The organism is Pseudomonas sp. St316 (genome assembly GCF_018325905.1).
Lineage (GTDB): Bacteria > Pseudomonadota > Gammaproteobacteria > Pseudomonadales > Pseudomonadaceae > Aquipseudomonas.
Map to the genome: position 1 here is coordinate 2,333,610 of NZ_AP021901.1, position 26,908 is coordinate 2,360,517.

The following is a 26,908-nucleotide window of genomic DNA, read 5'->3' on the forward strand; positions in this document are numbered from 1 at the left end:
AGGTTGGGCTGCACGCAGGTCATGTTTTGCGCTGACCGTGGTGGCCGTTCGACCCTCGCCGCACAATGAATTTAGCTCAAGGGCATACGCGGGGCCGCGAACCAAAGCGTTCGGGCCGCCGGTACTGGAGAAAGAAAGCATGAGCAACTGGTTAGTAGACAAACTGATCCCTTCGATCATGCGTTCCGAGGTGAAGAAAAGCTCGGTGCCTGAAGGTCTGTGGCACAAGTGTCCATCCTGCGAAGCGGTGCTGTACCGCCCCGAGCTGGAAAAGACCCTGGACGTTTGCCCCAAGTGCAACCACCACATGCGCATTGGCGCGCGTGCCCGTATCGATATTTTCCTGGACGCTGAAGGCCGAGTGGAGCTGGGCGCCGACCTGGAGCCGGTTGACCGCCTGAAATTCCGCGACGGCAAGAAATACAAGGATCGCCTGACCGCTGCCCAGAAGCAGACCGGCGAAAAAGACGCCTTGGTGTCCATGAGCGGCACTTTGCTCGGCATGCCAGTGGTGGTCTCGGCCTTCGAATTCTCCTTCATGGGCGGTTCCATGGGTGCCATCGTTGGCGAGCGCTTCGTTCGCGCTGCCAACCATGCCCTGGAAAACCGTTGCCCGATGATCTGCTTCGCCGCTTCCGGCGGTGCGCGGATGCAGGAGGCACTGATCTCCCTGATGCAAATGGCCAAGACCTCTGCGGTGCTGGCGCGTCTGCGCGAAGAAGGCATTCCGTTCATCTCGGTGCTGACCGATCCGGTCTACGGTGGCGTTTCCGCCAGCCTGGCCATGTTGGGCGACGTGATCGTCGGTGAGCCGAAAGCCCTGATCGGCTTTGCCGGCCCGCGCGTGATCGAGCAGACCGTGCGTGAAAAACTGCCGGAAGGCTTCCAGCGCAGTGAGTTCCTGCTGGAGCACGGCGCCATCGACATGATCATCCATCGCCAGGAGCTGCGTCCGCGCCTGGGCAACCTGCTGGCGCAACTGATGGGTCTGCCGACACCGAAATTCGTCGCCGCGCCGATCGAGCCGATCGTGGTTCCGCCAGTGCCTGCCGGGCTATGACCCAACGCACCCTGGGCGACTGGCTTGCCTACCTCGAGCAGTTGCATCCATCGGCCATCGACATGGGGCTGGAGCGCTCGCAAACGGTAGCGTCCCGCATGGGACTGGCCAAGCCGGCGCCCCGGGTCATCACCGTCACTGGCACCAACGGCAAGGGATCGACCTGCGCCTTCGTCGCTTCGCTGCTGCGGGCCCAGGGGCTGAGCGTCGGTGTCTACAGCTCGCCGCACCTGCTGCGCTACAACGAGCGGGTGCAAGTGAACGGCGTCGAAGCCACTGACACCCAGCTCTGCGAAGCCTTTGCCGCGGTGGAAGCCGGGCGAGGCGATACAACCCTCACTTATTTCGAGATGGGCACCCTGGCGGCGTTCTGGTTGTTTGCCCGTGCCGGTCTCGATGCGGTGGTGCTGGAAGTCGGCCTGGGCGGACGACTGGATACGGTCAACCTGGTGGACGCAGACATTGCCCTGGTCACCAGCATTGGCGTGGACCATGCCGATTACCTGGGTGATACCCGCGAATCCGTGGCCTTCGAAAAAGCCGGTATCTTTCGCCAGGGCGCGCCTGCGCTTTGCGGCGATCTCAATCCCCCCCAGCCGTTGCTGGACAAGGTTCGCGAATTGAACTGCCCGTTCTTTCTGCGCGGGCGAGATTTCGACCTGGCGATGACCGAGCAGCATTGGCAGTGGCGCGGCAGCGACCTGCAGGGCAATCCGGTGGAGTTGCACGATCTGCCCTTGCTGGACCTGCCGATGGAAAACGCCGCCCTGGCGCTCCAGGCCTATCTGTTGCTGGGCTTGCCATGGGATGCCGGGCAAATCATCCAGGCGTTGCAGGCGACCCGTGTGGTCGGGCGCCTCGATCGTCGTCAGTTCGATTGGCAAGGCAAGCGTCTGAACCTGTTGCTGGATGTCGGCCATAACCCCCACGCGGCGCAGTACCTAGCCGAGCGCCTGGCGCGGCGGCCTGTGGTGGGGCGGCGCCTGGCGGTGTTCGGGCTGCTGTCCGACAAGGATCTGGATGGCGTTGTCGAGGCGTTGGGTGCTAGTGTCCAGCATTGGGCGGTGACGCCACTGGATTCGCCGCGCTCGCGTACAGCGGCGCAGTTGCAGGAAGCCTTGCAGCGCCGTGGCGCTTCAGTGCAAGCCTACGCTAGCGTGGCCGCCGCGCTGGAAGGGCAGTGCGCCCTGGCGACGGCCGATGATGAAATCCTGCTGTTCGGATCATTTTTTTGTGTTGCCGAGGCCCTTCAATGGTTGGCCCGGCGCTCCACGGAGGAGGCTGCAGATGGCATTGCTGGATAAGGCGTACAAGCAGCGCATGGTCGGGGCCCTGGTGTTGGTGGCCCTGGCGGTGATTTTCCTGCCGATGCTGTTTTCCCGTCAGGACGAGCAGCGCCAGGTCACGGTCGACGCGCCGGCCGCGCCTCAGGCGCCTTCGGTGCCGCCTGTGCAAGTCGAACCGGTGGCGGTGCCCGAGCCCCAGGTGTTGCCTCAGGAGCCTGTGCCAAGCGACGAGGAGTTGGCCGAGCAATCGGCGCCGTCGATGCCGATTGCGCCAGCACCCGCACCGCCTGCGCCTGCCGCACCGAGCAAGCCGTCAGTCGCTCCGGCTCCCGTTCCGGCCGCTCCAGCGATCAAGCCGGCCCCAAGCCAGCCGATTACCGCCGCCACGACCAAGCCTGACACCACGCAAAGCCGCGTGGATGCCAATGGCCTGTCGGTCAGCTGGTCGGTGCAACTGGCCAGCCTGACCAGTCGCGAAAGTGCCGAGAACTTGCAGAAAACCCTGCGCAGCCAGGGCTACAACGCCTACATCCGCTCCGCCGATGGCAAGAACCGGGTGTTTGTCGGCCCGCTGATCGAGCGTGCCGAAGCCGACCGCTTGCGTGATCTGCTCAGCCGCCAGCAGAACCTCAAGGGTTTTGTGGTGCGCTTCCAGCCAGAGCGCGGCTGACAGCGATTTAGCTGATTTGAATCGTGCAGCTTACCGACAGCCCTGCGCTCTGCTAAAATGCGCCGCCTTATCCGTCTGTAGGCTGCACCGTGCCATTTACCTGGGTTGACTGGGCGATCGTTGCGATCGTCGCCATCTCCGCATTGATCAGTCTGAGCCGCGGCTTCGTCAAGGAAGCCCTCTCGCTGCTGACCTGGATCATCGCGGGAGTCGTAGCCTGGCTGTTTGGTGGTTCGCTGTCCCAGTACCTCGCCGGATACATCGAAACTCCGTCGGCTCGCGTGATCGCGGGCTGTGCCATCTTGTTTATCGCCACCTTGCTGGTTGGCGCAATGATCAATTATCTGATCGGCGAACTGATTCGCGTCACCGGGCTTTCCGGGACGGACCGGTTCCTGGGCATGGCCTTTGGCGCGGCGCGTGGCGCGTTGCTGGTGGTCGTGGCCGTCGGGCTCTTGAGCCTGGGGCCGGTACAGCAGGATACGTGGTGGCAGGAGTCCCGGCTCGTGCCACAATTTCTATTGGTCGCAGACTGGTCCAAAAACCTGATCCTGGGTTGGAGCAGTCAGTGGCTTGCCAGCGGTATCAGCGTACCCGCTGAAATACCGTTCAAGGAACACCTCTTGCCGATGGCCAAAACGCCGCAGTGAGTGTTGTTCAGTTCAGATCCATTAAGTAGGGGTTGCGTCGCATGTGTGGCATCGTCGGTATCGTCGGTAAGTCGAACGTCAATCAGGCGCTGTATGACGCGCTAACCGTGCTCCAGCACCGCGGCCAGGACGCTGCCGGTATCGTGACCAGCCATGACGGCCGGTTATTCCTGCGCAAGGACAACGGCCTGGTGCGTGATGTGTTCCATCAGCGTCACATGCAGCGCCTGGTCGGTCACATGGGTATTGGCCATGTGCGCTACCCGACCGCGGGCAGTTCGACGTCGGCTGAAGCCCAGCCGTTCTACGTCAACTCGCCTTACGGCATCACCCTGGCGCACAACGGCAACTTGACCAACGTCGAGCAACTGGCCAAGGAGATCTACGAATCTGACTTGCGCCACGTCAACACCAGTTCCGACTCGGAAGTGATGCTCAACGTGTTCGCCCATGAGCTGGCCCAGCGCGGCAAGCTGCAGCCAACCGAAGAAGACGTGTTCGCCGCCGTGACCGACGTGCACAACCGTTGCGTGGGCGGCTACGCGGTAGTGGCGATGATCACCGGCTACGGCATCGTCGGTTTCCGCGATCCCCACGGGATCCGTCCGATCGTGTTCGGCCAGCGCCACACCGACGAAGGCGTCGAGTACATGATCGCCTCCGAAAGCGTGTCCCTGGACGTACTGGGCTTCACCCTGATTCGCGACCTGGCCCCGGGCGAAGCGGTCTACATCACTGAAGACGGCAAGTTGCACACTCGTCAGTGCGCGACCAACCCGTCCTTGACGCCATGCATCTTCGAACACGTCTACCTGGCGCGTCCGGACTCGATCATCGACGGCGTCTCGGTCTACAAGGCCCGTCTGCGCATGGGCGAGAAACTGGCCGACAAGATCCTGCGCGAGCGTCCGGAACACGACATCGACGTCGTTATCCCGATCCCGGACACCAGCCGCACCGCCGCTCTGGAACTGGCGAACCACCTGGGCGTCAAGTTCCGCGAAGGCTTTGTGAAGAACCGCTACATCGGCCGGACCTTCATCATGCCGGGCCAGGCCGCACGGAAAAAATCCGTCCGCCAGAAGCTCAACGCCATCGAACTAGAGTTCCGCGGCAAGAACGTGATGCTGGTGGACGATTCCATCGTGCGTGGCACCACGTGCAAGCAGATCATCCAGATGGCCCGTGAAGCTGGCGCCAAGAACGTCTACTTCTGCTCCGCGGCCCCGGCCGTGCGCTACCCGAACGTCTACGGCATCGACATGCCGAGTGCCCACGAGCTGATCGCTCATAACCGCACCACCCAGGACGTGGCGGACCTGATCGGCGCCGACTGGTTGATCTACCAGGACCTGCCGGACTTGATCGAAGCGGTCGGTGGCGGCAAGATCAAGATCGAGCACTTCGATTGCGCGGTATTCGACGGCAAGTACGTCACCGGCGACATCGACGAGGCCTACCTGAACAGGATCGAGAACGCACGTAACGATGCGTCCAAGGCCAAGACCCAGGCGGTCAGCGCGATCATCGATCTGTACAACAACTGATTAACCAACCGGCCCTGAGGGGCCGGTTTGCGTTTAAACCGATTTCAGGAGTGGCAGCATGAGTCAGGATTGGGATGCCGGTCGGCTGGACAGCGACCTTGAAGGCGTAGCGTTCGATACCCTGGCGGTTCGCGCGGGTCAGCACCGTACACCGGAAGCCGAGCACGGTGATCCGATGTTCTTTACCTCCAGTTACGTGTTCCGCACCGCTGCCGATGCAGCCGCACGGTTTGCCGGTGAAGTGCCGGGCAACGTGTACTCGCGCTACACCAACCCGACCGTGCGGGCTTTCGAGGAGCGCATCGCCGCCCTGGAAGGCGCCGAACAAGCCGTGGCGACCGCCACCGGCATGGCCGCGATCATGGCCGTGGTGATGAGCCTGTGCAGCGCTGGCGACCACGTGCTGGTGTCACGCAGCGTCTTCGGTTCGACCATCAGCCTGTTCGAAAAGTACTTCAAGCGCTTTGGCGTGGAAGTCGATTACGTACCCCTGGCGGACCTGTCCGGTTGGGATGCGGCCATCAAGGCCAATACCAAGCTGCTCTTTGTTGAATCTCCCTCTAACCCGCTCGCCGAACTGGTGGACATCGCCGCGTTGGCGGAAATCGCCCACGCCAAGGGCGCCATGCTGGTGGTCGATAACTGCTTCTGCACCCCGGCGCTGCAACAACCGCTGAAGTTGGGTGCGGATGTGGTGGTGCATTCGGCGACCAAGTTCATCGACGGCCAGGGCCGTTGCATGGGTGGCGTGGTAGCCGGTCGTAGCGAGCAGATGAAGGAAGTGGTGGGCTTTTTGCGCACCGCGGGCCCCACCCTCAGCCCGTTCAACGCCTGGATCTTCCTCAAGGGCCTGGAAACCCTCGGCCTGCGCATGAAAGCCCATTGCGCCAATGCCCAAGCCCTGGCCGAGTGGCTGGAGCAGCAGGACGGCATCGAGAAGGTGCATTACGCCGGCCTCAAGAGCCATCCGCAACATGACCTGGCCTTGCGTCAGCAGCGCGGTTTCGGCGCGGTGGTGAGCTTTGAGGTCAAGGGGGGCAAGGAGGGCGCCTGGCGCTTCATCGATGCGACCCGGTTGATTTCCATCACCGCCAACCTGGGCGACAGCAAGACCACCATCACCCATCCGAGCACCACGTCCCACGGTCGCCTGTCGCCCCAGGAGCGTGAATCGGCGGGTATTCGTGACAGCTTGATCCGCGTTGCGGTCGGGCTGGAAGACGTGGCCGATCTGCAAGCCGACCTGGCCCGCGGGTTGGCGGCCTTGTGATCGAGCTGGCTACGCCGCCGAGCGGCACTCATGGCCGGGTTGCCCTGGTTACGGGCGCCGCACGGGGTATCGGCCTGGGCATCGCTGCCTGGTTGATCTGTGAAGGCTGGCAGGTGGTGCTGACCGATCTGGACCGCGAACGCGGTTCCAAGGTGGCGAAGACCCTGGGTGACAATGCCTGGTTCATCGCCATGGATGTGGCGGACGAGGCGCAGGTCGCCACCGGTATTGCCGAGGTGCTTGGGCAGTTCGGGCGGCTCGACGCGCTGGTGTGCAACGCAGCCATCGCCGATCCGCACAACATCACCCTGGAAAGCCTGGACCTGGCTTATTGGAATCGGGTCCTGGCGGTGAACCTGGGTGGGCCGATGCTGCTGGCCAAGCACTGCGCGCCGTATCTGCGCGCCCACAACGGCGCCATCGTCAACCTGGCCTCGACCCGCGCCGCGCAATCGGAACCCGACACCGAAGCCTATGCTGCGAGCAAGGGCGGCTTGCTGGCCCTGACTCATGCCCTGGCAATCAGCCTCGGGCCGGAGATCCGGGTCAACGCCGTCAGCCCTGGCTGGATCGACGCGCGCGATCCCTCCCAGCGTCGTGCGCAGCCGCTGACCGACGCCGATCATGCCCAGCATCCAGCGGGCAGGGTAGGCACGGTAGAGGACGTGGCGGCGATGGTGGCGTGGCTGTTGTCGCGCAATGCCGGTTTTGTCACGGGGCAGGAGTTCGTCGTGGACGGCGGCATGACCAAGAAAATGATTTATACGTAAGTGCAGTTGTGGGTGCCGTTTGAAACTGTTTTGAAAAAACTTCAACCCTGCTATTGACTTAGCTTCGGTACCTGCGTAAATTTCGCGGCCTCAACGAAGCAAAGGGTGATTAGCTCAGCTGGGAGAGCGTCTGCCTTACAAGCAGAATGTCGGCGGTTCGATCCCGTCATCACCCACCATGTTTTACGAGAGTCTTGTGAAAGCAAGACGGAAGCTGTCAAAAGCCTCCACCGACGCGCAGCGGTAGTTCAGTCGGTTAGAATACCGGCCTGTCACGCCGGGGGTCGCGGGTTCGAGTCCCGTCCGCTGCGCCATATTTTCCGAAACAGGTTCGCCTGGTTCGAGATCCAAACCCAAGGGTTTTGATCAGACGAGTTAACTGGACGCAAGTCCATAGCGATACGCAGCGGTAGTTCAGTCGGTTAGAATACCGGCCTGTCACGCCGGGGGTCGCGGGTTCGAGTCCCGTCCGCTGCGCCATATCTGCTTCGAGGCCCACTGAACGCCTTGAAGCTAGGAAGAAGGCTGAAAAGCTATCTTCTAGTCGATAGCAAAAACCCTGGTCGAAAGACCGGGGTTTTTTGTTTTTGTGGTTTGGAGTTTTTCTGATGAATCGAGACGAGTTGGCCGAGACAGTCCCTGATGACATCAAAACTCAAGAGAAGCGGAGTCGTCTGACCCGCGAAGCATTGGCCGATGTTGGTGCTGGTCGCGTGATTGATCATCAGGCTGTTCAGGCCTGGGTTGAAAGTCTCGGATTGGAATAAGTCCGTGGCGAGGGAGCTTGCTCCCGCTGGGCTGCGTAGCAGCCCTTGTTGTTGGCGGCTTCAGAACCCCAATTTATCCCGCAACCCGTAATACCAAGCCCCCATCGCCGCAAACGGCGTACGCAACAACTGACCGCCAGGGAAAGGGTAGTGGGGCAGGTCGGCAAACGCATCAAAACGCTCTGCCTGGCCACGCAGCGCCTCAGCCAGCACCTTGCCCGCCAGGTGCGTATACGTCACGCCATGGCCGCTGCAGCCCTGGGAATAATAAATGTTATCCCCCAGCCGCCCGACCTGCGGAAGCCGCGACAGCGTCAGCAGGAAATTTCCGGTCCAGGCGTAATCGATCTTCACGTCCTTGAGCTGCGGGAAGGCCTTGAGCATCTTCGGACGAATGATCGCCTCAATGTTCGCCGGATCCCTCGCGCCATACACCACGCCGCCGCCGAAGATCAGGCGCTTGTCACCCGTCAGCCGGTAGTAATCGAGCAGATAGTTGCAGTCTTCGACGCAATAATCCTGAGGCAGCAGGCTATGAGCCAGTTCATCGCCCAGCGGCGCGGTGGCGATCACCTGCGTGCCGCAAGGCATCGACTTGGCCGCCAACTCCGGCACCAGATTGCCCAGGTAGGCATTGCCCGCGACGATAATGAACTTGGCCCTGACCTTGCCTTGCGGCGTATGCACAACGGGACTGGCGCCACGCTCGATGCGTACCGCCGGCGACTGCTCATAAATCACCCCGCCAAGGGACTCCACAGCCGCGGCTTCGCCCAAGGCCAGGTTGAGTGGATGAATATGCCCGCCGCTCATATCGAGCATGCCGCCCACATACTCATCGCAAGCCACCACCTCGCGAATACGCCGCTGATCGAGCAACTCCAACTGGGTATGCCCGAAACGCTCCCATAAACGCTTCTGCGACTCCAGGTGGCCCATCTGTTTAGCGGTGAGGGCGGCGAATACACCGCCGTCCTTCAAATCACATTGAATCTGATATTTCGCCACCCGCTCGCGAATGATCCGTCCACCCTCGAACGCCATGTTGCCCAGCAACTGCGCTTGCTGCGGGCCGACGCTACGCTCGATCACATCAATGTCGCGGCTATAACTGTTAACGATCTGCCCGCCGTTACGACCCGAAGCCCCAAAGCCGACCTTCGCCGCCTCAAGCACGGTGACCTTGAAACCGTTCTCCAGCAAAAACAACGCAGAGGACAGGCCGGTATAACCAGCGCCGATCACGCAAACATCCGTCTCGACGTCATCCTGCAGGGCAGGGCGCGGAGGAACCGGGTTGGCCGACGCGGCGTAATAGGACGCTGGATAGGATGTGTTCGCCATTCTGCAACCTCTGTTTTATATTTTTTACGAATGCAGCGATCCTACCCGAGATAAAAATCGGCCGCCAGCCACCCCCAAATCTTCGTTGCCTTGGCGAAATTAAATATTTTGCATATTCATAGGGTTAGGTGAAAAAAAGGTGTTGACACCCCTTTGGAATTCCGTAGAATGCCGCCTCACAGCAGGCACGTAGCTCAGTTGGTTAGAGCACCACCTTGACATGGTGGGGGTCGTTGGTTCGAGTCCAATCGCGCCTACCAAACAAAATCCGCTCTGCTGGGCGGTGTGAGGGGGAATCCGAAAGGGTTCCCCTTTTTCTTTGCCTAAGAAAACGTTCACAAATTATAGGCTTCGTTCACACAAGGCAATGTGAACGTGGATTCATGCCTGCCTCTGTTCACACTCAGAATCGTGAATGACCATACCTAACCTATTGATGCGTAAGGCTTGAGCCCTTTCTTGTCTAGGTGGTGGTACGTTCGCAAGCTCACTCCCTTGCCCGTTGTTCGTCCCTCACAAGGGCAGGCTTTCTAACCAACTGAGCTACGTGCCTGCTGTGAGGCGATAGACGCATATCGGCCACGCTCTACACCCCAACGCTATGTGTTGAATCATGAACGCCTTGAATGGGCCTGTAGGAATTCCTGTAAGGGTTTGTTTAACGGGGTGGGGAAGGGGGTTGGGGGTGGGGTGCTTATGTATGCAATGTGGCTCATCAATTTCTAGCAAAAATGCTGGCTTTCTGCTATCCATTTAGAAAATAGCAGAGGTTCCTATGAAACGTGATCTAGATCTTGTTCGTGAAATTCTTATCCATTACGAAGAAAAAGATAATGACGCTATGGATAAGGAGCTATCTTTAGACGGCCATGCTCAGTCTAAAATTAACTATCATTTATTGCTCATGGACGAAGCTGGATTGCTGCGCTGCGAAAAAACCTACTCTAGCACTACACCTACTAGAGTTATAAAGGTCTATCCATTTTCCATGACCTGGAAGGGGCACGAGTTTCTAGATGCTGCCAGAGATAATAAAGTTTGGGCTAAAGCTAAGTCTGTCTGCGTTGAAAAATCTGGTGTATTGACATTTGAGATAGTCAAAGACCTACTTATTCTAATGGCAAAAGATAAGCTTGGATTGCCGCAATAGCGTGTGTGTCGCGAGTGCGAATTCACTTATTCTCAGAGCGGGATAAATTTCAAATGAAATGGATTGCAGCTTCAATTGTTTTTTCTGCTTTGATTCTCTCATACGCTATTAGCATGCCGTTTCGTGATTGTGTAGCGGGCTATATAACCCAAGCAAAGAATGCTGGGGCATCAACACGAGCGTTGGCAGCTATGACATGTCAAGTTCAGCGAGGCTAGGTCTTGACTTTCAGTTATAGGCAAGCGTATAAATATGCTCTTAGGCAAACGGGCCTAGTAGATGCTGAACTGTACGTCTCAGAGAGTGAGACGCTTCAACGTCAGTAGCGTCATAGCGAACCTTCAATGGTGTAGTGATGGTGTGAACGCTCAGAAGACCGAGCCGGTGGTTAGTAGACAGGCCGAGGTGCCACCCTCATAGGTGGAGCGCTTACCCCTTCTGGCGTGGTTAGGAGGGCAGATTACTGGTAGCTGAACTATCAGGCACAGAAGGCGCTAGCCCCTGTGAAGAACGGCCAATGTGGTAACACATTGAGCACCCCTAAGGGGCACTAGGTGAGTACCTAGAACCGAGCGTAAGGCACTCTATGTCATAGCTATATCAAAATGGATGGCTGCAATGGATAGCGATCAGTCACGCTTGACCTCAATGATAAAAATGACTGCGTTGTATCACCCCATTGGTTTGCTATGTAATGTGCTCATGACTTCTGTCTTGATTTCTGCGTTGTGTATAGCGGTATTCAAGGGCAAGATCATAGGTGCTTTGATTCTTGTGGCTGTAGCTTTGATTGTCCGATTTATTATAATGGCGCTGCTAAGATTCTACCTTGCTAGAAAGTATCACTAATCTGGTCAGTAGCGTTGGGCACCATTACATCCCCTCTGTTTTAATAAATAATTATTCTATTTGCCGCTCACAAGACTGAGTCTTTGCACGTCAGCTTCATACTCGTCAGCAATCCGCTTGCTAATCGCTACTTCACGCTCTACGTCTGTTTTCCTTGGGCGTCCTACTGGTCTTGCGCTACCAGTTACCTTAAGCATCTCCTTAACCGCTGCTATATTCCCGTTGACAAGTTCCTGTTTTAATATCTCAATCGACTTATCATGCCAGTAAATACGGTGTTCCTCTTTCCATCCCTGCTCTTCAGCGTAAGTATCTAAGGTGAGCATGGTTACGCCTAAGCGTTTAGCCAGGTCACAGTGTGAGTTGGTCTCAATGTATTCGGTCTTGTCTTTCTCTGTAAGGTTCATGGTGCTCTCTGTCTTGTGTGTTTGATTGTGATTATTAAGGTGAGTGAATAGCAGATGATGTTTAGGGCTATGGCTAGAATGCTGTAGTTTTGCATTATCTGTAAGATTAATAGCTGAGTGTATTGAAGGCATAGCAGGAGGGTTAGAAGGTAAGTCACTGTCTGATTGCTGGCGCTTCCTGAATTTCTTTTAGGTCGCATCGCGAGATATAACCTACGGCTTGTAAGGTGAGGCGATTGTTAAGAGAAATATTGTATAGCGCTTGATGGTCATTGCGATTATGAACTATCTCTTTGGCTAAGCCTCTAGAAATAACTATATTTTTGATTGCGAATGAGGTGAAGCTAAGTATTCTGATTGTGTCTAAATCTGACATTCTTGTTATCCATTGGAATGTATGTCTTAATGTCACTGCGTGACAGGAGCAGAAGCAAAAGCAAGAGCACGCCACGTAGTGGCATACGCATAAAGAAGATCAAGAGCGATGCACTAATAGGCGCTTTGCTTTTGATTCTCTCTTTAATGCGTGCTCTTTGTCGGCTGTGCCGACGTTGCTCTTGAACTTCTAAGGCTAAAAGTGTGTAAAATCTCTTAGAGTATCTTTAAGGAAAATTACACAGTCTGCTTTAGCCACAAGCTCACGGTTCTATTGCTGACTCCCATTAAGCTAGCAATTTTCCTTGCTGATAAACCTTCTGATGACAATTCTTTAGCAATCAAAATGTTGTCTTCTTGCTTGCTTCTTGAACTTGTGAGTGGAGCTGGTCGAGTAAGGTCTTTTAGGATTAGATGGTTACCCCTAAGGTCAAATGCTAGGTGTCGTGCTGATTCCTCTGTAGGTACAAAGTGAACTGTAGGCCTATCGTTGCTGAAGGTCCTGATACTGCTACGTGTAGCAGCTTGAAATATCAGCTCTCTGTAGCGTTCATTACGCAAGGCTTGTTTACCTAAAATCGAAGAGATATCCATCTTCTCCAGCATCTCAGAGTTGTTCTGGTCATCAATAGGGTTAGGGTTACCATGAATCAACGAAAGTGTGTGGTGTACGTCTGAATAGCCATTCAAACCCCTTGCATCAAAGGGAATGCGTATTACATTAGGATGGTCGTCAAATGGGTACTTGCACCACTCATGAACTTGTACAAGGATGGGTTCGCCTTGCACGAACTCTATAGCATCACGTAACAGCGTATGCCCGTAGACACTATCGCTCCAGTCTTCAGCTACAGCCCCATCAGGGAGCGTAAGGAGCATGGTCTTGCTAACCTTGCTGCCCCCAATCAATGGGTAGATGTAGCTCTCAAATTTATAGCGTCTGTATTCTGGTGTGAATTTAGACTCTGCAATGGTATAGCCCTTGGTGAGGGCATGTTGATATGCAAGGGTGCCTGTAACGTTAGCTCCGAGGATGTGTGTCTCAGAGGCGTGCTCATAGATCCCACTCAAGTCAAAGTAATCAATCACTCTAACTTGCCACTTCCACTTGCTTTCCTTCTTGCTCAGATATTCCTTAATGAATACATCCGCTTTGCCCCTGAGCAATGCTCCTAAGCAAGTGGTGATTGTTGACATTCCCTTGTCATCGATTACATCTGAATAGATCGCTCGTGCTTCCTTGGTCATTCCTTGCTTGATAGATGCTTTTGTCGAGACGCTATCAATTTCAATGAATTTTTCTAGGAAGTTTGTATAGGCGTGGTCGCCAATATCTCGGGTGAGATTGTTAGCGACAGATGGGACTTCATCAATGACCACAATCCAATCTTGCAGGTAGCAAGGATCAAGGTCTAGTAAGGTCTTGTGCGTGATGATAAGAACCTTGGGGTCATCTTCTAGGAGCGTACATTCTACGGTGTCAGTGACATGCTTGTGGGTGTCACTATTGATTACGCAAATGTGATTGATGCCAATTGCTTGGATACGCTTAACGACATCTTTTGACAGTACCTTGGTAGGTACAGCATAGAGATAGCGTTTGTAGGGATCGTAGTCTAGCTCTCTGATGAATTGTTCTGTCTTGCCTGTACCCGGTGTGGCCTCTGCTACGTATATGACCCTTGACTCACTTAGGCTCAATCAGTTTTCCTTCTTTAAGTAGGCTGTCTACTAGTTTGATGATGTAACTCGGATGAGTGAAATTACCTGTTAGCTCGTGAGGTATTTTGTTTCCCTTGATTTTCAGAACCTGATAGTAGCCGTACTGGCTCATCCCATATTCGACAAACTTGTAGTCCCGTATACCTGTGATGAGTCGGTTCTTCTGTTCAATGCTACAGTCCATTGCTCCTAGCTCAGAGCGTCGTTCTTGTAGTGCTCGCTGTTCAGCTTCTGTTAGATAAGTATTGCCCATTAGTTCTCTCCTTGTTTGTAAGTGGCACGGATAGCGGCCATTAGCTCAGCTTGCTCTTTCATTGTGGCGCCTGTGAGCATGCTCTTAGAGGTGCCTGTCACGTTACCTTGTTCATCACGCTGAAGGATGCTTTTCTGGGATTGAGGAGCGAAGCTTTTAGACGCGTTGTCAGCGTCCATTAGCTGTCGAACCAAAGGGTCTCCCGCATACATTTCCTGAGCTACACGTTGCTTAGACTCTTTCCATTGTGAGAGTGCGTCTTTAGCAGAGCTAAGAGGTTTACCTTTTGTTTGAGGGGCTTCCTCTGTTAGTTGATAGCCTTGCTCAATCAATTCTGTGAGGACTCCCATAGGAGTGTTGCCTGTACGTCGAGCAAGCTCATTAACGTCTGTCATAGTGATGGTTTTCATAGGGTTTCCTTAAGCTTCGATTACACGATATTGGTAGGTGGCATTAACATGTTCTGCTGATTTGCGTCTTTCAATTAGGCCAACGCTCATTAGGTGCTTTGTTACGTAGTCAACGCTTCGGCGAGGTAGTGCAGTTGCGCTAGAGAATGAACCTCTAGAAATTGTGGCCCATCCTGTCGCGTCTTCACCATTACGGATCATCAGATAGATAATCTTTCGTGGTAGCGTATTTAATGCTTGGTGCTGGACAGCAATAATCTCTTCCAGTGTGATAGTCATAGTTTTCTCTCAATTGATTGCGTGTTGTGGCATTACTTTTCAAGAGACAGCACAGCCCATTCCCTCAGACTCAAGAAGTGGGTGTTTGTCAGGTGGAAATTTAACGCCTCTATATACTACTACTTAATTTTGAGAGGAAAGACTACAACGGTTCTCTAAATTATTTTCTAAGGGTAACTCTCGCTACTCATCATCCCATTACTCATTGTCGCCATAAGCCCCTGTGAAGGGGCTATTAGGCTGCATTGCTATGTTGATGGGAACTCGCTATGTATCGTCGCTCCAATGAGCTTGCAGGGCCTTTAATCAATAAGATGAAGCACATCCTTAGCATTCAAATGAGAGTATCTAGCGACAGACCTTGTATCCCTATGTCCCGACACAATCATTATCTGAGCATTGTTAAATCCTTTCTTGGCTACGTTGGTGATGCGTGTATGTCTTAACTGGTGAAGCCTGACGCTATTGTCTAAGCCTGCTTTGTTCCTTGCCAATCTGACAGCCTGAGAGACGCTATGAGGCGTGACAGTGAAGAGTCTTCCTTTATGTGCTCGGTCTGCTAATGCCAGACGCTGAGCCTCTTTCAATAACTCTATGGCTCTGATGGTTAGGGGCACAGATCTAGTGCCGTTCTTCCCATCAATCACATCCGCAATTCGTTCATCCAGGTGAAGACAGTGAGTTGTGAGCTTGAGTATTTCTGATCGTCTCATAGCGGTTTCATAGGCAAGCTCCACGATGAGAGCCATGGTAGGGGATAGCTTGTTGAGCAATTGTCTAAGCTCGCCAGCACTGATTACCTTGTCACTCGACTTGTCGGGCTTGGGTAGGGCTATGTCACTTACGGGGTTGTGTATGTCGATTAGCAGGCCACGCTTAGCGAACCTGAAGAAACGGGACATGAACGCTAACTGAATGCGACAGGTAGCAGGCTTGACCGTCTGTAGACGCTTCAGCTTGAAGTCATTGACTAGCTGAGGGGTGATGTCATGGATTGACTGAGGGAAGGCAGCATAGAGCTGGTCAACAATCTTGATTGCATGGTCATAGCTACCCTTACCCTTGAGTAAGGTTTCACAGTAGGTCATGCCCAAGGTGTAGAGCGTATGGGTTTGGTGTTCCTTGGTGACGGCTTCAAGCTGGTCAGCCCATGCTTGGGCCAGTGCTTGAGTAGGGAAGGTTTTGGACTGAGCAGGTTTCCCTTTCAGACGTACCTGAGCGTTCCAGTTACCAGAGGGAAGGGAGCGGATGTTAGCCATTGTTGACGCCTCATAATGTGAATGGGCGTTCTCTCAGGGCCTTGAGCTTCCTAGCTCTACGTCTAGCATGGTGGCTCTTGACATGGTGGGGGTCGTTGGTTCGAGTCCAATCGCGCCTACCAAACAAAATCCGCTCTGCTGGGCGGTCTAGAAGGGCTCACCGAAAGGTGGGCCCTTTTTTGTTGCGCACATAAGGACATGGTCATGCGGGTTGTCACTTTCCTAACTTTTCTTTCTATAGCACTGGCTGGTTGCTCTGGAATACCTTCAGTTCCATACGAAGAGCCTGCTCAATCAGAGGGAATGGCGCGTGTTCGCGTTATCACGAACTCCGATGTGTATGGCGATAGCATCGTTGGCAGTTGTGCTCCTGCTACCCGGCATAAGATGGCTGAAGCCGGACGTTTCGGGCGGGACGGGACAGCGAACATCAACTATCCGCAGTATCCCCTGAAGTCGGCGAGCATTGGCGTACCGAAAAGAGTCTGGCCCAGTCTTATCCAGTACATCCCTGCCATTCGGATGGGGGAAGGGGCTTACCAAGAGGTCGTAACCGAGTATCGCGTCAGGACGGATCTGCCATTCCAGATTGCGACCCGGGGCGCGACCATTGCGGGCAACGGCAGCTCTTATCGGACCTGTGGTGGCCAGGCGCTGGTTTACAAGCTGGAACCAGGGAAAGACTACGAAGCGGTGGTAGGGGTGGATGGCAGACCAAGCAAAGATGGCGAGCCAGCGCTAATTTGCATGTTGGCGGTTCTCGAACTTACCACTTTGCCTGGCACTTCGATTGTGATTCCCCAAAAGCTGACGCATGCTGCGGCTCCGCAGGTGGTCTGCAAGAACTAACTAAGCACAGCACGTCGTCGAGCGCAGGGAAAAGGGGATAGATTTATTTTTGCTTCGCTGCGCTGAGAGTTTTCATCGAATGGATTTGCTTGGATCAACTGGCAGCGGGCTAGAAAAATACACTGTCCCTTTTTCTCGTTACTACTTTTTAAAGTTTTTGAATGAGGGGGATTGAATGCGGCGAGGACCTGATTGGGTAGTGTGGTGTGTCAGTTTTGGACTGTTTATAGCAGGAGGTATTTTTTTTAAAATTATCCCTGGCAAAATAAGTATGACCGATTTTGTGGGAATAGTTTCTGCTATAGGAACATTTGCTGCGGCGGTAGCAGCTTGGCAAAGTGCAAAAATTTCGAAGGACGCAGCAATCCATAGCCGCAGTGCGACGAGATTTAACGAGTTGACCTCCCACAAAAAACACTTCGATGAGCTCCTTCAGCAGGTTGAGCGTGATTTGGGGGTTGTTTTCTATAATGGTGCAAAGCTCTATGATGATATTTTTCCCAATAATAGAGATTTAACTAAGCCATTCTCAATTATAGGTACTGGAGAGTGCTTGCATTCTTGGGAGAGTACTTATGTTGCTTTGGGTGATTTTTCTCATGGGGGTTATAAAAATTCAATAGGGATTCATCGGTGGGTCATAACTGCTATGCAGTTGTCAGGTAGTATGCAGATGCGTAATTTACAAGGCGATTGTAAGCAAATATATTTGGACGGTTTTACTCCTACGGGTTTTGATGAGGAACATCCTGCCAAATATATGATTAAAGTCTGTGATGTTTTGAATAGAATTTATCAATTCAGCTTTGTTGATATTTCTGTAAGTGTATTTCCTGTTTCAGGTGTTTTCGAAAAAGCATTCAAAGAGTATTTTTTATCCATCGTGAGTGGGGATGCAAATCATCAGTTTCGCGGGCCTCGATAAATTTTAGATGCCCTGTACTGTTTCAGCAGCGAAACAGGAAAAGCCGGGACAGACCACGATTGTGAGACGGGTCGATTACAGGTGAACTCAGAATTGCGGTGTTTCTCTATTCCCGGTAATTATGTCGAGTATGAAAACGAGCACTTGTTAATCGCTGTCGTGTCGTCGAAAAAAGGTCAACCAACGGAAACAGCTCGCTCGCGAGCTAGCCGCGTTTCTGGGCGAGGAAACAGGGGGCGGAGCACGATTATGGGTTCATCTGAAATTAGTGCATCCCATAATCGTGGTCTGTCCCCGGTTTTCCCCGGTTTTACTTATTTCAAACCTGCCCATGATAAAAAGTAATTGTCTCTTTTAAGGAATCTGAGAACTCATAAATTTCATCAAGCGAACTGATAGGGTGCCGAGTTTCGTTCTTGTCTTTATCAAAAACGCCCAGATATTTTTGGGTTCTATTGAAGTGAAGCCTTGCGATTGGCTTTCGATTGTTATCGTCTAATAAGATTCCAAAGTAGCTCTGGGTGTCTCGGTGTGCGATTCGTTTGGAGTCGATTACTGTACGCACTATCGCCTTTATGATATGGAAGCCTTCTAACTCTTCCATCGTAGTAAGGACTCTATCCTCTGGCGTTTCATTTGTATCGGGCTGGCTCTCGGATACAACCCGTTCAGCTGGAGTCGGTAGCGGAACGCCGCTAATTGCGGACTTCAAACGGTCGTTAATTTGATCGTTTAGGAACTGAGACGCGGCTTTTTTGGTGAGTAACGCGAACTGCTCTCTTACTTTTTGAGTGATCACACCTTCATAGATTCGAGAGGCAAAGAAACGTGCGAAGTCGTCGTCGGGCTGGGTGAACTGAGAGGCCATTTCCCTTTTTATTTGCCCTACGTACTTTAATTCACCTGCTGCGTTAATGATTGATTCAACATCAAATGCTGATTTTGTGAGCTTCTGCAGCTCTGGTATCACATGTTCGTCGATATCTAAAAGGTCTATCTCCAAAAATGGTTTTTCATCCATTTTGTTGGGGGCATCTAAGTCGGTGAAGAACCTGTAGAATCTGCCGTTAGTTAAGATTGATATTCTGGCGGTAGTGACATGGAAGTATCTGAATAACTGGCTAGCGTGATTTATATTCAACGACTCTCCAATTTTTTTGGTCTCGATAAGGATCTGAATCTGGCCATTCTTTAAGATGGCGTAGTCAATTTTTTCGCCTTTTTTTGTACCTATGTCACATATATATTCGGGCACGACTTCGGATGGGTCGAAAACGTCATAGCCAAGCACTGTGTGAATGAATGGCATTACAAAAGCGGTCTTAGTTGCTTCCTCAGTTTGGATTGTTGATGCTAACTGATTCACCTTCGCCGACATTGCGTTCAAGCGTTCTATAAATTCCATTTCCTAGCTCCGTAGCCATTTTCCCGAATGGGCCAATAGAGGCTTAACGCTACTACTTGTTAGCTACGCTCGATACTGGATTTTTGTCCACGCTGGATGCTCAAACAGCTTGAGCGAGATAGGGACATCCGAGGCAGGGTTTAAAATCAAGGTACGTAGAACGCTCCGATGCCATGCCTCAGCCGTCCTTATAGTCCTTGTGTAGGAAAGTTCTGAAAATTCTACCAAAATCACTATTCTGCTAAGCCCCTCGCCGGAGGTTTTTTGTGGCGTTACGCTATGAATGTCGCTGCACATTCAGCGGCTGGGCTTGGTAACCCGGTGGAATAAGGCGCGGAAAAACCGGGACAGACCACGATTGTGAGACGGGCCGATTACAGGTGAACTCAGAGTCGTGGTGTTTTTCTGGTTCCCGGTAATTATGTCGAGTATGAAAACGGGCGCTTGTTAATCGCTGTCGTGTCGTCGAAAAAAGGGTCAACCAACGGAAATAGCTCGCTCGCGAGCTAGCCGCGTTTCTGGGCGTATTTGCATACGTCGATGATGGCTCTGGAAGGCTGAAGAGATCAGCCGGCCAACGATGAGGTTCCCTGTGCAACCAAGCAAACGAGGCCCTGTTCATGGCGCGTACCCGCGCATTGCGGGCCAAGCCCTATAAGTTAGCGCTCTGTGAGTGATAACCTACGAGTTCTTCTCAAAATGGTCTTGGATGCAGTTATGAATAGCTGTTTGAGGACGCTCGGAGCTAGCCTCGTTAACAGTATCGTGATCCCCGCCGCTTGGGTATCGGGGCTTGCGACGATAGGATTCTTGTGGGGCATGATAGTGTTTTGGCCCGACAAGTTTACAGTCGAAGGACGTCAGCTCTTCCTGGCTTCTTTTTCTATTTTTTTCCTTACTATATGGCACTTGATACGGCGCAAGAGACGAGCAAAAGCGCTTGTAGCCTCCATCAACCTAAAAGAAGGCCTGAGCCTTGATGATACTCAACTGCTCGGTTTTCCAAATCCCATATTTTTTGTCTTTGACCTCTCCAGCAAAAAACTCGCTCAATGCCAAAGCGCCACCGGCGAATATCAAATTCGAGACTTCACGTGGGTAACAGGCTGGCAGTGTGAGTGGCTACAGATCGACCGCAGGGTGTCGGGCGGCGTTTTTCAAATAATCGGTGGGGCGGGCATGAGCGTTCCAGCCGACGAGATTCGGCGTCAATACACGAAATTCTCACTGGTGTTGACGGTTGCCGATACAAGTCATCCGCTCCTGCGTTTTCCCATGAACCGGAGCGCAGCTGATGGGTGGTGTACCCGGTGCAATGTGCTTTTCAAAGGCTAAACAGGAAGCATCGCAGCAGAGGATAATTATCTTTAGAGCTCGCGACAGCGCTGATGCTAACGGAATGAATGCAGGCGCCTATTGATGCGGAAGAGGGGAAACGGGGGCTGCGAATGGCCAAACCATGTGTGTTAGAAAATAAATCCGTCCGCTTTTCCCGCCTTTCCCGCTGCTGCCAAAGTGAACAGCCTAGGTTCTGTCACCGTCCGCGCGGCATGGGAGATCTACGAGTGTGTCCGCCGACCCCCTACAAATTGATTGGGATTTATATGAAAAAGGTGGTTTTGGCACTCTCGCTCGTCACACTGGTCGCTTGCATGCCTTATCAATCAGTGAGCTCGCCAGATCCAAATTGGATGCGTCTGGGTGGAGATGAGCCTGAAGGCTATCCGAGGACGTTCGTTGAGAACCTGAACGGCAATTGCTCCTTGGTTACCGAGTCATGGTCTGAGGGAAGAATCAACGGTCGTCTTCTGTGGACCAAGAAGCAGTCTCGAAAGGCTGTCGCCTGTCCGTAGGCGCCTCTGAAAGGGCTGATTGCGCGCCAACGAATATGAGACTGCCAAGTCGTTGTACGTAGTATCGTGGTGTGCCCCCAGTCTTTGCTGACCTACCCTTGGCTCGTCGCATCGAAGTAATGGTGCTAAATTCTGCGCGTCCAGCGTCTGGGCCCATCTGGCTCGACGGGGATATGCAACTCCTCTCTCAACCGATTTTGTGGATATGGAAATTCAATGAACACCTCCAAGCTTTCGATTGCGCTGTCCTGCGCTATTGCTGTTCTGATGTTGAGCGGATGCGCTGCCTCTGTAAAAAGCGGCGGGACTGAAACGCTCGCCATCCAGGAGTCAGCCAAGCAAAACCTGGTCGTAAACTTTCAAGGCAATAGCAAGGTTCAACAAAACGAGGACTGGCCTCGCTTGAAGCAAGAGTGGAATGACGCCCTGCGAGTCGAAGCGACTCGCGCCGGCTACAGCCTTACAGAGGCTCAGGCATCAAGCCTCGACGGCAAAGACGGTGTCGGTATCAAGATTAACGTGACCAATTTCCGTTACCTGACCCCCGGCGCACGCTATGGAGCCGGGGTCATGGTAGGGAATGCGTGGGTCAATTCCAGTGCAGATTACTCAGATTTGAAATCAGGCCGCCTGATTGGAACTCGCACCTATGACACCTCCTCGTCTGCTTGGGAAGGCGTTATGTCGGCTATGACTCAAGAGCAGGTTCAGGCTATTTCTCAGAAAATCATCAGTGACATCAAGAGCGCAAAGGCCAAGTAATGCAATCCGGCTAACCGGCGTCGGTGATCGAGGGGGGCGATCTAATGAACGCTGCTGTCAGATGAATTTAGAATCGTGGCCTATCCCCGGATTACTCGAAACTGGCTTTCTTGATATCGCCATGCTTGTTCTGCAAATAGAGGGTGTAAGGCAATAAAAGCGTATCTGTGGCCGCTGAGACTCCCATGTCCAGAACGATTAGGGTTGGAGCAGGGTGTCCGTCAAAACCTGTGCTTTGGCGTGGTTCCGCGTCCAGGGTGCAGTAATCAAAGACGGCACCGCTGTAAACCCGCGGTACCGTGTCACAGTGGGAGTGCCAGCGAGCCAGTTTATTGCTGGCCACGGCATCGTCCCGAAAGGTTGTAGTGATCGTTCCGCATCCCGACGCTGCAGCCGCTACGAGTATCAACAGAATGTCTCTGAAATTCATTGAGTCGACTCCTTTCGAAAAATGTGAAGTGTAGTCGAGGACGAAAACGGGGACAGGCTACGGTTAGGAAACGGTCAGCTTACAAGTGAATTCAACATGATCGTGACATGGCAAATCAGGGATTGGGGGGCATCGACAGTGGAAGGTGTATGGAACCCTGCATAGCGTTCTGCCGTGCGATGTATTCGCGTCGAAGCTGATGAAGCAACGCGCCCGAGGACAATTAATCAATGCCCAAGAAACTTCAGGAAAGCAAAGCAGCGACGGCTGCTGACATTGAGCGTTCCATCCAGGCACTGAACAAAATGGCTGAGCGCCTTTGGGGCGATGGTCGGGAGGCTGAGGCGAAAGCCCTGCTCGATGCCTTGGATGCTTTAAACAGGGCGCTCGACAGGATCAGGATTGGGGAGAGTCGCAGGGTTCTTCATTGAGGCGTGAGGATACATGGGCACACCCACGATATAAAACGGGCCGATTACAAGGGGCCAAAATCGTGGTCTTGTCCCTGGTTTCACTCGGCTACGGATTTAGAACTGGTGCAGCGCCACCATGATCGCAATCACCACAGCAGCAATTCCTAATCCCATCGTCCAGTTCGACTCGGGCGTATCCTTGAACCACATACCTTTACCTTTACTCGGGTAGCGACCCCAACTGATGAGCTTGACTATCGGCCAACCGATTGGATAAAAATTGCCCGCACCACAGGTTCGAGAACGAATTCCAATAATGAGTCCAGCATCGTAGCTCCACCTCGCGATCCTCGGTAAGCGTACCGCAAGCACGCCTTGCGTAGTTAAACGGATGCCGACTTATGAAACTGCAACTCCGCAATTTCAGTCGTCCACTGCGCCGGTAGACGAGTCAGGGGCAAACAGAGACAGACCACGATGGTGAGACGGGTTGATTACAGGTGAGCTCAAATCGTGGCCTGTTCCCGATTCAATCCCCGGTTCTAATCCTGCCGCACACGTGTACGCCCATTTGAATGTCCAGAGTGCTTGGCCTGATGCCCATGGGACGTTCAGTGGGTATCGCGATTGCGCAGCAGCCACTCATCGACGGCTTCTCCGAGCGTTTTAGGTACGCCATTACGTATCCAGGCCATAAAGCCTCTATCAAACTTAAAGTTCGCGCCGCAGTGCTCCACCATGAATCTGCGGACGTTTTGGGTGTTTCGGTAATTCTTGCAAACTGTCGTATTTCTTGTGAGCTGATCACTGTGCCAATTAAAACTCATGGTGTGGGCTCCATGCTTAGTGGTCTCATTTATACATTGATGGCATGGGATGCCCGGTGTCTTGCAAGCGGTATCCACACTTCCACATAACCCTTCCCTCGGGCGGGTTCGAAATCAGGACTGTACTCTTCGAACTCAGGCGCGTCGGCAAGCTCATATTCGGATTCAGGCAGCCAGTGATTGAAAATGGTGAAGAAAGTCTGATGGATCGTCGAGATGTGGCCTTGGTGCCGAAACACGACATAGTTTTGCTGCGGCACCCTGAAGTACCGAAAAGCCGGAGGAAGACCTTTTACGCAGGACACCTCGGTGCCGGCAATGTACTCAAAACTACCATCCGGTTCAGGATTACAGCACAGGCCATAGCTCCCGTTGTTTACCTGATTGGGTACCTGTCCCAGGTAGGGAGAGAACGCTTGCCACAAGCCGACGATGCCTTCGTTCTTCTCAAAGGTAAAACGATTCCCCAGACCGGCGATGAAAAACTCTGCTCTAGTTTCAAAGCGAGGTTCAGAGAGTGTTATGAGCTTCCTTTCTTTCATACGTAAAGGTTCCACCAGCGAGAGATGTTCATCTTCGTGCCCACGCACCTGCTTTGGAGTGAACCCAAACAGATCACAGAAGGCGCGTGTAAAGGCTTCATGGGAGCCGTAGCCAGCATCCAGCGCTACTTGCAGGATATCCGGCGCACCTCGACGCAAGGTCAATGCCGCTTGGCTCAAACGCCGTGCGCGGATGTAACGCATCACCGACCAGCCCGTCGACAGCGCAAACAAACGGGCCAAGGCAAAGGGAGACATGTTGCAATGGCGCGCGACACGTCCCAGATCGAGATGGGATCCCAGCTCCAGCTCGATATACCACAGGGCCCTTTCGATACTCAGCATGACGAATCTCCATGAATGCTGAAGCAACGTTATCAAATGGATGGGGCTAGGATTTGATCGTTCTTGCGGTTTGTGCTTTAGACTCCTTTTTGAAACCGCCGGTTACCGCATCCGCACCGTGACCCCAGTCCTGGAAAATTAGTCGCCAAATCACTTGGTTAATGGCAAATTGACGCTATTGGGTTTTGTGAGGTTTGAGGTGGGCGGTCTTTTTTACTGAAAAAATGTGGATTGCTTTCTGTTTTGGTGCTCGCGTTAAATGAAATCAAAGGATGGAAAAATAATGAAGTTTTCTTTGTTGGGTGGTATCTGGCTTCTATCATTTAGCGTGTTTTTTGCCGGGTGTGCATCTTCAGTTTCGTATCCGACTCCAACTTCCAGTTCTGAGCCGTTACCTTATCCCATGCCGGAATATACTGAAGCGGCACAGAGGGCTGAAATTTTTGCGCCAGTGAAGGTCAGCTATGCAACAAATAGAAAGAAAGCGCCGGATGGCAGTCTATTGCCTGAGTTGAATGTGTCCGGTGACCCCCTGTCTTACGGTCAGGAGACCGTTTTGATTCCTTCTAAAAGGGAGGTGGGGAGTTTTAAAGATTCACATGACTCCGCATTTAAAATATTAATGAAGTTTGGGCTCGTGGAAGAGCAGGATGACCCCATCATTACCTTGCTGAATGCTAAGTCAATAACGTTGTCAGAGGCTGACTTTTTTAAGCAGTTCAAGTCAGCGAAAGATCTTAAAAGCGGTGATGTGTTGCTTTTCGTACATGGCTTTAATGTGAAATTTGAAGACGCTGTGAAGCGTGCAGCTCAAGTTTCTTATGATATTAATCCTGATTTGCAACCGGTGGTGTTCAGCTGGCCTTCTATTGGGGATCCGTTAAAGTACAATCGCGATTTTGGTAGGGCGTTGGACTCCGTTGATGACTTCGAAAAGTTCATGTTAAAGCTGATGGCCTCTACGCAGGGAAAGAGAATTCATATCCTGGCGCATAGCATGGGGTCAAAAGTTGTCATTCCTGCACTGGCTAAGCTCTATACTACTCATTCAAAACTACTGGATAAGAAGCTGGGTAATATTATACTGGCTGCGCCTGATTTTCCCAGGGAGACGTTTATCTCGAAGTATAAGGCCGCGTTCAGTAAATTTGGTCGCGCAACCATTTATATGTCGTCGGAAGATAAGGCGCTCAAGTTATCCTCTGGCACCTATCTTGCCGATCGGGAAATGCTTGGCTTTAGTGGCTCTGAAGGTTTTTTCTCTCCCGGAATAGACTCTGTTGATATCACTCGTGCGGGGGGTGTTGATGATCTGCTTGGGCATTCAAAGTATGGTAGTTCGGCGCGTGTGCTAGTGGATATGCATGATATGATCGTCAGCAATTTGAGGGCCAACAAAAGAAAAGGATTTATCGTCGAACCCCCTTATAAGTATTTTTTTCTACAGCCGTAGTGCTTTTGGGTCCTGGAAAGTCTGGGTAGACGACATTGATGATAAATTCAAATGTCTGGACTCGCAGAGTCTAAACAGTGCACTGGCTAACGACGCACCCAAGGCTGCAAGTGTCCCGATTCGTCGGGACGTCGACAGAACCCTTTCAGCCAAGACGCTGTCCCAGCAACCACTCGCTAAAACACCGTACCAGCGCCTGCCGCTCCCGCCCCGGCACACACACCACCGTATACCGCGCACCCGCCAAGCGAATCTCAGGGCGATACTCAACCAGCTCCCCACGCCCGACAACCTCAGCAACCAGCACATTGCTGGCGAGCACCAGCCCGTGCCCGGCAACCGCTGCCTGCAGTGCATGCTGCTCCTCGTCATAACGCCGGAATCGCGCGCTATCGAGCCAGCCCAGAGTGCCGGCCTTGGCGCACCAGGCAGGCCAGTCAATCGCGACGCTCGCGCTACTCAGCCACGGCACGTCGATCAGTTCGATGGGCGAGCCTACTGCGGGCGGTTGCCAATCGGGACGGCAATAAACGCCAAAGTACTCGTCCAGCAAAGGCTGTTCGAACAGCAGTGGGTCAGGCGTGAACAGGGCGCGGATCGCCAGGTCGATGCTGGCGTCTCGCTGCAGGTCGACCACGTCGTTGCTGGTATGCAGCCTGACGCCGATCTCCGGGTACAACCGATGAAAGTCCCCGAGCCGAGGTATCAACCACAGGCTGGCGAACGCCGGCGTAGTACTCACCACCAGCGACTGCGCAGCACAAGGCGGCGACAACACCTGCAGGCCGTGCTGGATATCAAGCAGGGCACGGTGCATGAAAGGGTGAAGGCGCTCGCCGTCGGCGCTCAGGCGCACGTTTTGGCTGGAGCGTTCGAACAGAAGCACGCCAAGGAAGGCTTCAAGGCTTTTGACTTGATGGGAGATGGCCGCCGGGCTGATGTTCAGTTCCTGGGCTGCCGCTTTGAAGCTGCCCAGTCGTGCGGCGGACTCGAAGCCGCGCAGGGCGGTGAGGGGCAGTTTAGCGAACATGGGCGG

The 26,908-nt window shown here is 53.3% G+C and carries 27 protein-coding genes and 4 tRNA genes; 19 read left to right on the plus strand and 12 right to left on the minus strand.

Going from position 1 to position 26,908, the window contains the following annotated elements; translation table 11 throughout:
• Positions 1-139: 139 nt before the first annotated feature.
• From accD to KI237_RS10585, 11 genes are all read left to right on the plus strand, one after another.
• Positions 140-1,060, plus strand: a complete 921-nt coding sequence (accD, locus tag KI237_RS10535; RefSeq protein WP_003179765.1) for an acetyl-CoA carboxylase, carboxyltransferase subunit beta — start codon at positions 140-142, stop codon at positions 1,058-1,060.
• Complete coding sequence (gene folC, locus KI237_RS10540; RefSeq protein ID WP_212799758.1) at positions 1,057-2,364, plus strand: bifunctional tetrahydrofolate synthase/dihydrofolate synthase; 1,308 nt, start codon at positions 1,057-1,059, stop codon at positions 2,362-2,364. Before accD ends, folC begins: the two co-directional genes overlap by 4 nt.
• On the plus strand, positions 2,348-3,016 hold the full coding sequence (locus KI237_RS10545) for an SPOR domain-containing protein (RefSeq protein ID WP_212799759.1): 669 nt from the start codon (positions 2,348-2,350) through the stop codon (positions 3,014-3,016). Before folC ends, KI237_RS10545 begins: the two co-directional genes overlap by 17 nt.
• Before the next feature lie 89 nt (positions 3,017-3,105).
• A complete protein-coding gene (locus tag KI237_RS10550) occupies positions 3,106-3,666 on the plus strand; it encodes a CvpA family protein (protein WP_212799760.1) in 561 nt (186 codons plus the stop codon).
• Between the two features lie 41 nt (positions 3,667-3,707).
• Complete coding sequence (purF, locus tag KI237_RS10555; protein WP_212799761.1) at positions 3,708-5,213, plus strand: amidophosphoribosyltransferase; 1,506 nt, start codon at positions 3,708-3,710, stop codon at positions 5,211-5,213.
• A 58-nt stretch (positions 5,214-5,271) separates the two neighbouring features.
• A complete protein-coding gene (locus KI237_RS10560; protein ID WP_212799762.1) occupies positions 5,272-6,483 on the plus strand; it encodes an O-succinylhomoserine sulfhydrylase in 1,212 nt (403 codons plus the stop codon).
• Positions 6,480-7,253, plus strand: coding sequence for an SDR family oxidoreductase (locus KI237_RS10565; protein WP_003203835.1), 774 nt, complete (start codon positions 6,480-6,482; stop codon positions 7,251-7,253). The genes KI237_RS10560 and KI237_RS10565 overlap by 4 nt, the downstream gene beginning before the upstream one ends.
• A gap of 103 nt (positions 7,254-7,356) precedes the next feature.
• Positions 7,357-7,432: transfer RNA gene (locus KI237_RS10570), tRNA-Val, on the plus strand.
• Positions 7,433-7,490: 58 nt separating this feature from the next.
• Positions 7,491-7,567 (plus strand) — tRNA-Asp (locus KI237_RS10575).
• An 89-nt stretch (positions 7,568-7,656) separates the two neighbouring features.
• A tRNA-Asp gene (locus KI237_RS10580) sits at positions 7,657-7,733 on the plus strand.
• A 128-nt stretch (positions 7,734-7,861) separates the two neighbouring features.
• Positions 7,862-8,020: a CopG family transcriptional regulator gene (locus tag KI237_RS10585; RefSeq protein ID WP_249410717.1), complete on the plus strand. Its 159-nt coding sequence runs from the start codon at positions 7,862-7,864 to the stop codon at positions 8,018-8,020.
• 60 nt (positions 8,021-8,080) lie between these two features.
• On the opposite strand, the gene KI237_RS10590 is transcribed toward KI237_RS10585, so the two are convergent.
• Complete coding sequence (locus tag KI237_RS10590; RefSeq protein WP_212799763.1) at positions 8,081-9,364, minus strand: NAD(P)/FAD-dependent oxidoreductase; 1,284 nt, start codon at positions 9,362-9,364, stop codon at positions 8,081-8,083.
• Between the two features lie 183 nt (positions 9,365-9,547).
• Between KI237_RS10590 and KI237_RS10595 the strand changes: the two genes are divergently transcribed.
• Together KI237_RS10595 and KI237_RS10600 are read left to right on the plus strand one after the other, a co-directional pair.
• Positions 9,548-9,624 (plus strand) — tRNA-Val (locus KI237_RS10595).
• 515 nt (positions 9,625-10,139) lie between these two features.
• The gene (locus KI237_RS10600) at positions 10,140-10,514 is read left to right on the plus strand and encodes a DUF2513 domain-containing protein (protein WP_212799764.1); all 375 of its coding nucleotides are present in this window, start codon (positions 10,140-10,142) and stop codon (positions 10,512-10,514) included.
• A gap of 905 nt (positions 10,515-11,419) precedes the next feature.
• Here the strand turns inward: KI237_RS10600 and KI237_RS10605 are convergent.
• The 6 genes from KI237_RS10605 to KI237_RS10630 all read right to left on the minus strand — a co-directional run bounded on the left by KI237_RS10605 (position 11,420) and on the right by KI237_RS10630 (position 16,068).
• Entirely contained in the window at positions 11,420-11,770 is a 351-nt protein-coding gene (locus tag KI237_RS10605) for a hypothetical protein (protein ID WP_212799765.1), read from the minus strand.
• A gap of 612 nt (positions 11,771-12,382) precedes the next feature.
• Complete coding sequence (locus tag KI237_RS10610; protein ID WP_212799766.1) at positions 12,383-13,846, minus strand: DEAD/DEAH box helicase; 1,464 nt, start codon at positions 13,844-13,846, stop codon at positions 12,383-12,385.
• The gene (locus KI237_RS10615) at positions 13,833-14,120 is read right to left on the minus strand and encodes a hypothetical protein (RefSeq protein ID WP_212799767.1); all 288 of its coding nucleotides are present in this window, start codon (positions 14,118-14,120) and stop codon (positions 13,833-13,835) included. The genes KI237_RS10610 and KI237_RS10615 overlap by 14 nt, the downstream gene beginning before the upstream one ends.
• Positions 14,120-14,530, minus strand: a complete 411-nt coding sequence (locus tag KI237_RS10620) for a hypothetical protein (RefSeq protein WP_212799768.1) — start codon at positions 14,528-14,530, stop codon at positions 14,120-14,122. Before KI237_RS10620 ends, KI237_RS10615 begins: the two co-directional genes overlap by 1 nt.
• 9 nt (positions 14,531-14,539) lie before the next feature.
• Positions 14,540-14,809, minus strand: coding sequence for a hypothetical protein (locus KI237_RS10625; protein WP_103894148.1), 270 nt, complete (start codon positions 14,807-14,809; stop codon positions 14,540-14,542).
• Positions 14,810-15,111: 302 nt separating this feature from the next.
• Positions 15,112-16,068: a tyrosine-type recombinase/integrase gene (locus tag KI237_RS10630; protein WP_212799769.1), complete on the minus strand. Its 957-nt coding sequence runs from the start codon at positions 16,066-16,068 to the stop codon at positions 15,112-15,114.
• Between the two features lie 204 nt (positions 16,069-16,272).
• Here KI237_RS10630 and KI237_RS10635 point away from each other — a divergent pair, with 204 nt between their 5' ends.
• Both KI237_RS10635 and KI237_RS10640 read left to right on the plus strand, forming a co-directional pair.
• Entirely contained in the window at positions 16,273-16,917 is a 645-nt protein-coding gene (locus tag KI237_RS10635) for a hypothetical protein (RefSeq protein WP_212799770.1), read from the plus strand.
• 175 nt (positions 16,918-17,092) lie between these two features.
• A complete protein-coding gene (locus KI237_RS10640) occupies positions 17,093-17,842 on the plus strand; it encodes a hypothetical protein (RefSeq protein ID WP_212799771.1) in 750 nt (249 codons plus the stop codon).
• A 319-nt stretch (positions 17,843-18,161) separates the two neighbouring features.
• Here the strand turns inward: KI237_RS10640 and KI237_RS10645 are convergent, their stop codons facing one another.
• Positions 18,162-19,247: a type I restriction endonuclease gene (locus KI237_RS10645; RefSeq protein ID WP_212799772.1), complete on the minus strand. Its 1,086-nt coding sequence runs from the start codon at positions 19,245-19,247 to the stop codon at positions 18,162-18,164.
• Positions 19,248-19,964: 717 nt separating this feature from the next.
• Between KI237_RS10645 and KI237_RS10650 the strand changes: the two genes are divergently transcribed.
• Positions 19,965-20,582, plus strand: a complete 618-nt coding sequence (locus KI237_RS10650) for a hypothetical protein (protein WP_212799773.1) — start codon at positions 19,965-19,967, stop codon at positions 20,580-20,582.
• 734 nt (positions 20,583-21,316) lie between these two features.
• The gene (locus KI237_RS10655) at positions 21,317-21,862 is read left to right on the plus strand and encodes a DUF4410 domain-containing protein (RefSeq protein ID WP_212799774.1); all 546 of its coding nucleotides are present in this window, start codon (positions 21,317-21,319) and stop codon (positions 21,860-21,862) included.
• A gap of 91 nt (positions 21,863-21,953) precedes the next feature.
• Here the strand turns inward: KI237_RS10655 and KI237_RS10660 are convergent, their stop codons facing one another.
• Positions 21,954-22,292: a YceK/YidQ family lipoprotein gene (locus KI237_RS10660; RefSeq protein WP_212799775.1), complete on the minus strand. Its 339-nt coding sequence runs from the start codon at positions 22,290-22,292 to the stop codon at positions 21,954-21,956.
• Positions 22,293-22,522: 230 nt separating this feature from the next.
• On the opposite strand from KI237_RS10660, the gene KI237_RS10665 reads away from it, so the two are divergent.
• The gene (locus KI237_RS10665) at positions 22,523-22,723 is read left to right on the plus strand and encodes a hypothetical protein (protein WP_013693816.1); all 201 of its coding nucleotides are present in this window, start codon (positions 22,523-22,525) and stop codon (positions 22,721-22,723) included.
• Between the two features lie 593 nt (positions 22,724-23,316).
• Here the strand turns inward: KI237_RS10665 and KI237_RS10675 are convergent.
• Together KI237_RS10675 and KI237_RS10680 are read right to left on the minus strand one after the other, a co-directional pair.
• Complete coding sequence (locus KI237_RS10675) at positions 23,317-23,532, minus strand: DUF6434 domain-containing protein (protein ID WP_212799776.1); 216 nt, start codon at positions 23,530-23,532, stop codon at positions 23,317-23,319.
• Between the two features lie 29 nt (positions 23,533-23,561).
• Positions 23,562-24,419: an AraC family transcriptional regulator gene (locus KI237_RS10680; RefSeq protein ID WP_212799777.1), complete on the minus strand. Its 858-nt coding sequence runs from the start codon at positions 24,417-24,419 to the stop codon at positions 23,562-23,564.
• A 283-nt stretch (positions 24,420-24,702) separates the two neighbouring features.
• Here KI237_RS10680 and KI237_RS10685 point away from each other — a divergent pair, with 283 nt between their 5' ends.
• The gene (locus KI237_RS10685) at positions 24,703-25,872 is read left to right on the plus strand and encodes an alpha/beta hydrolase (RefSeq protein WP_249410718.1); all 1,170 of its coding nucleotides are present in this window, start codon (positions 24,703-24,705) and stop codon (positions 25,870-25,872) included.
• 145 nt (positions 25,873-26,017) lie between these two features.
• Here KI237_RS10685 and KI237_RS10690 read toward each other — a convergent pair whose 3' ends face one another.
• Positions 26,018-26,902, minus strand: coding sequence for a LysR substrate-binding domain-containing protein (locus KI237_RS10690; protein ID WP_212799778.1), 885 nt, complete (start codon positions 26,900-26,902; stop codon positions 26,018-26,020).
• Positions 26,903-26,908 lie beyond the last annotated feature (6 nt).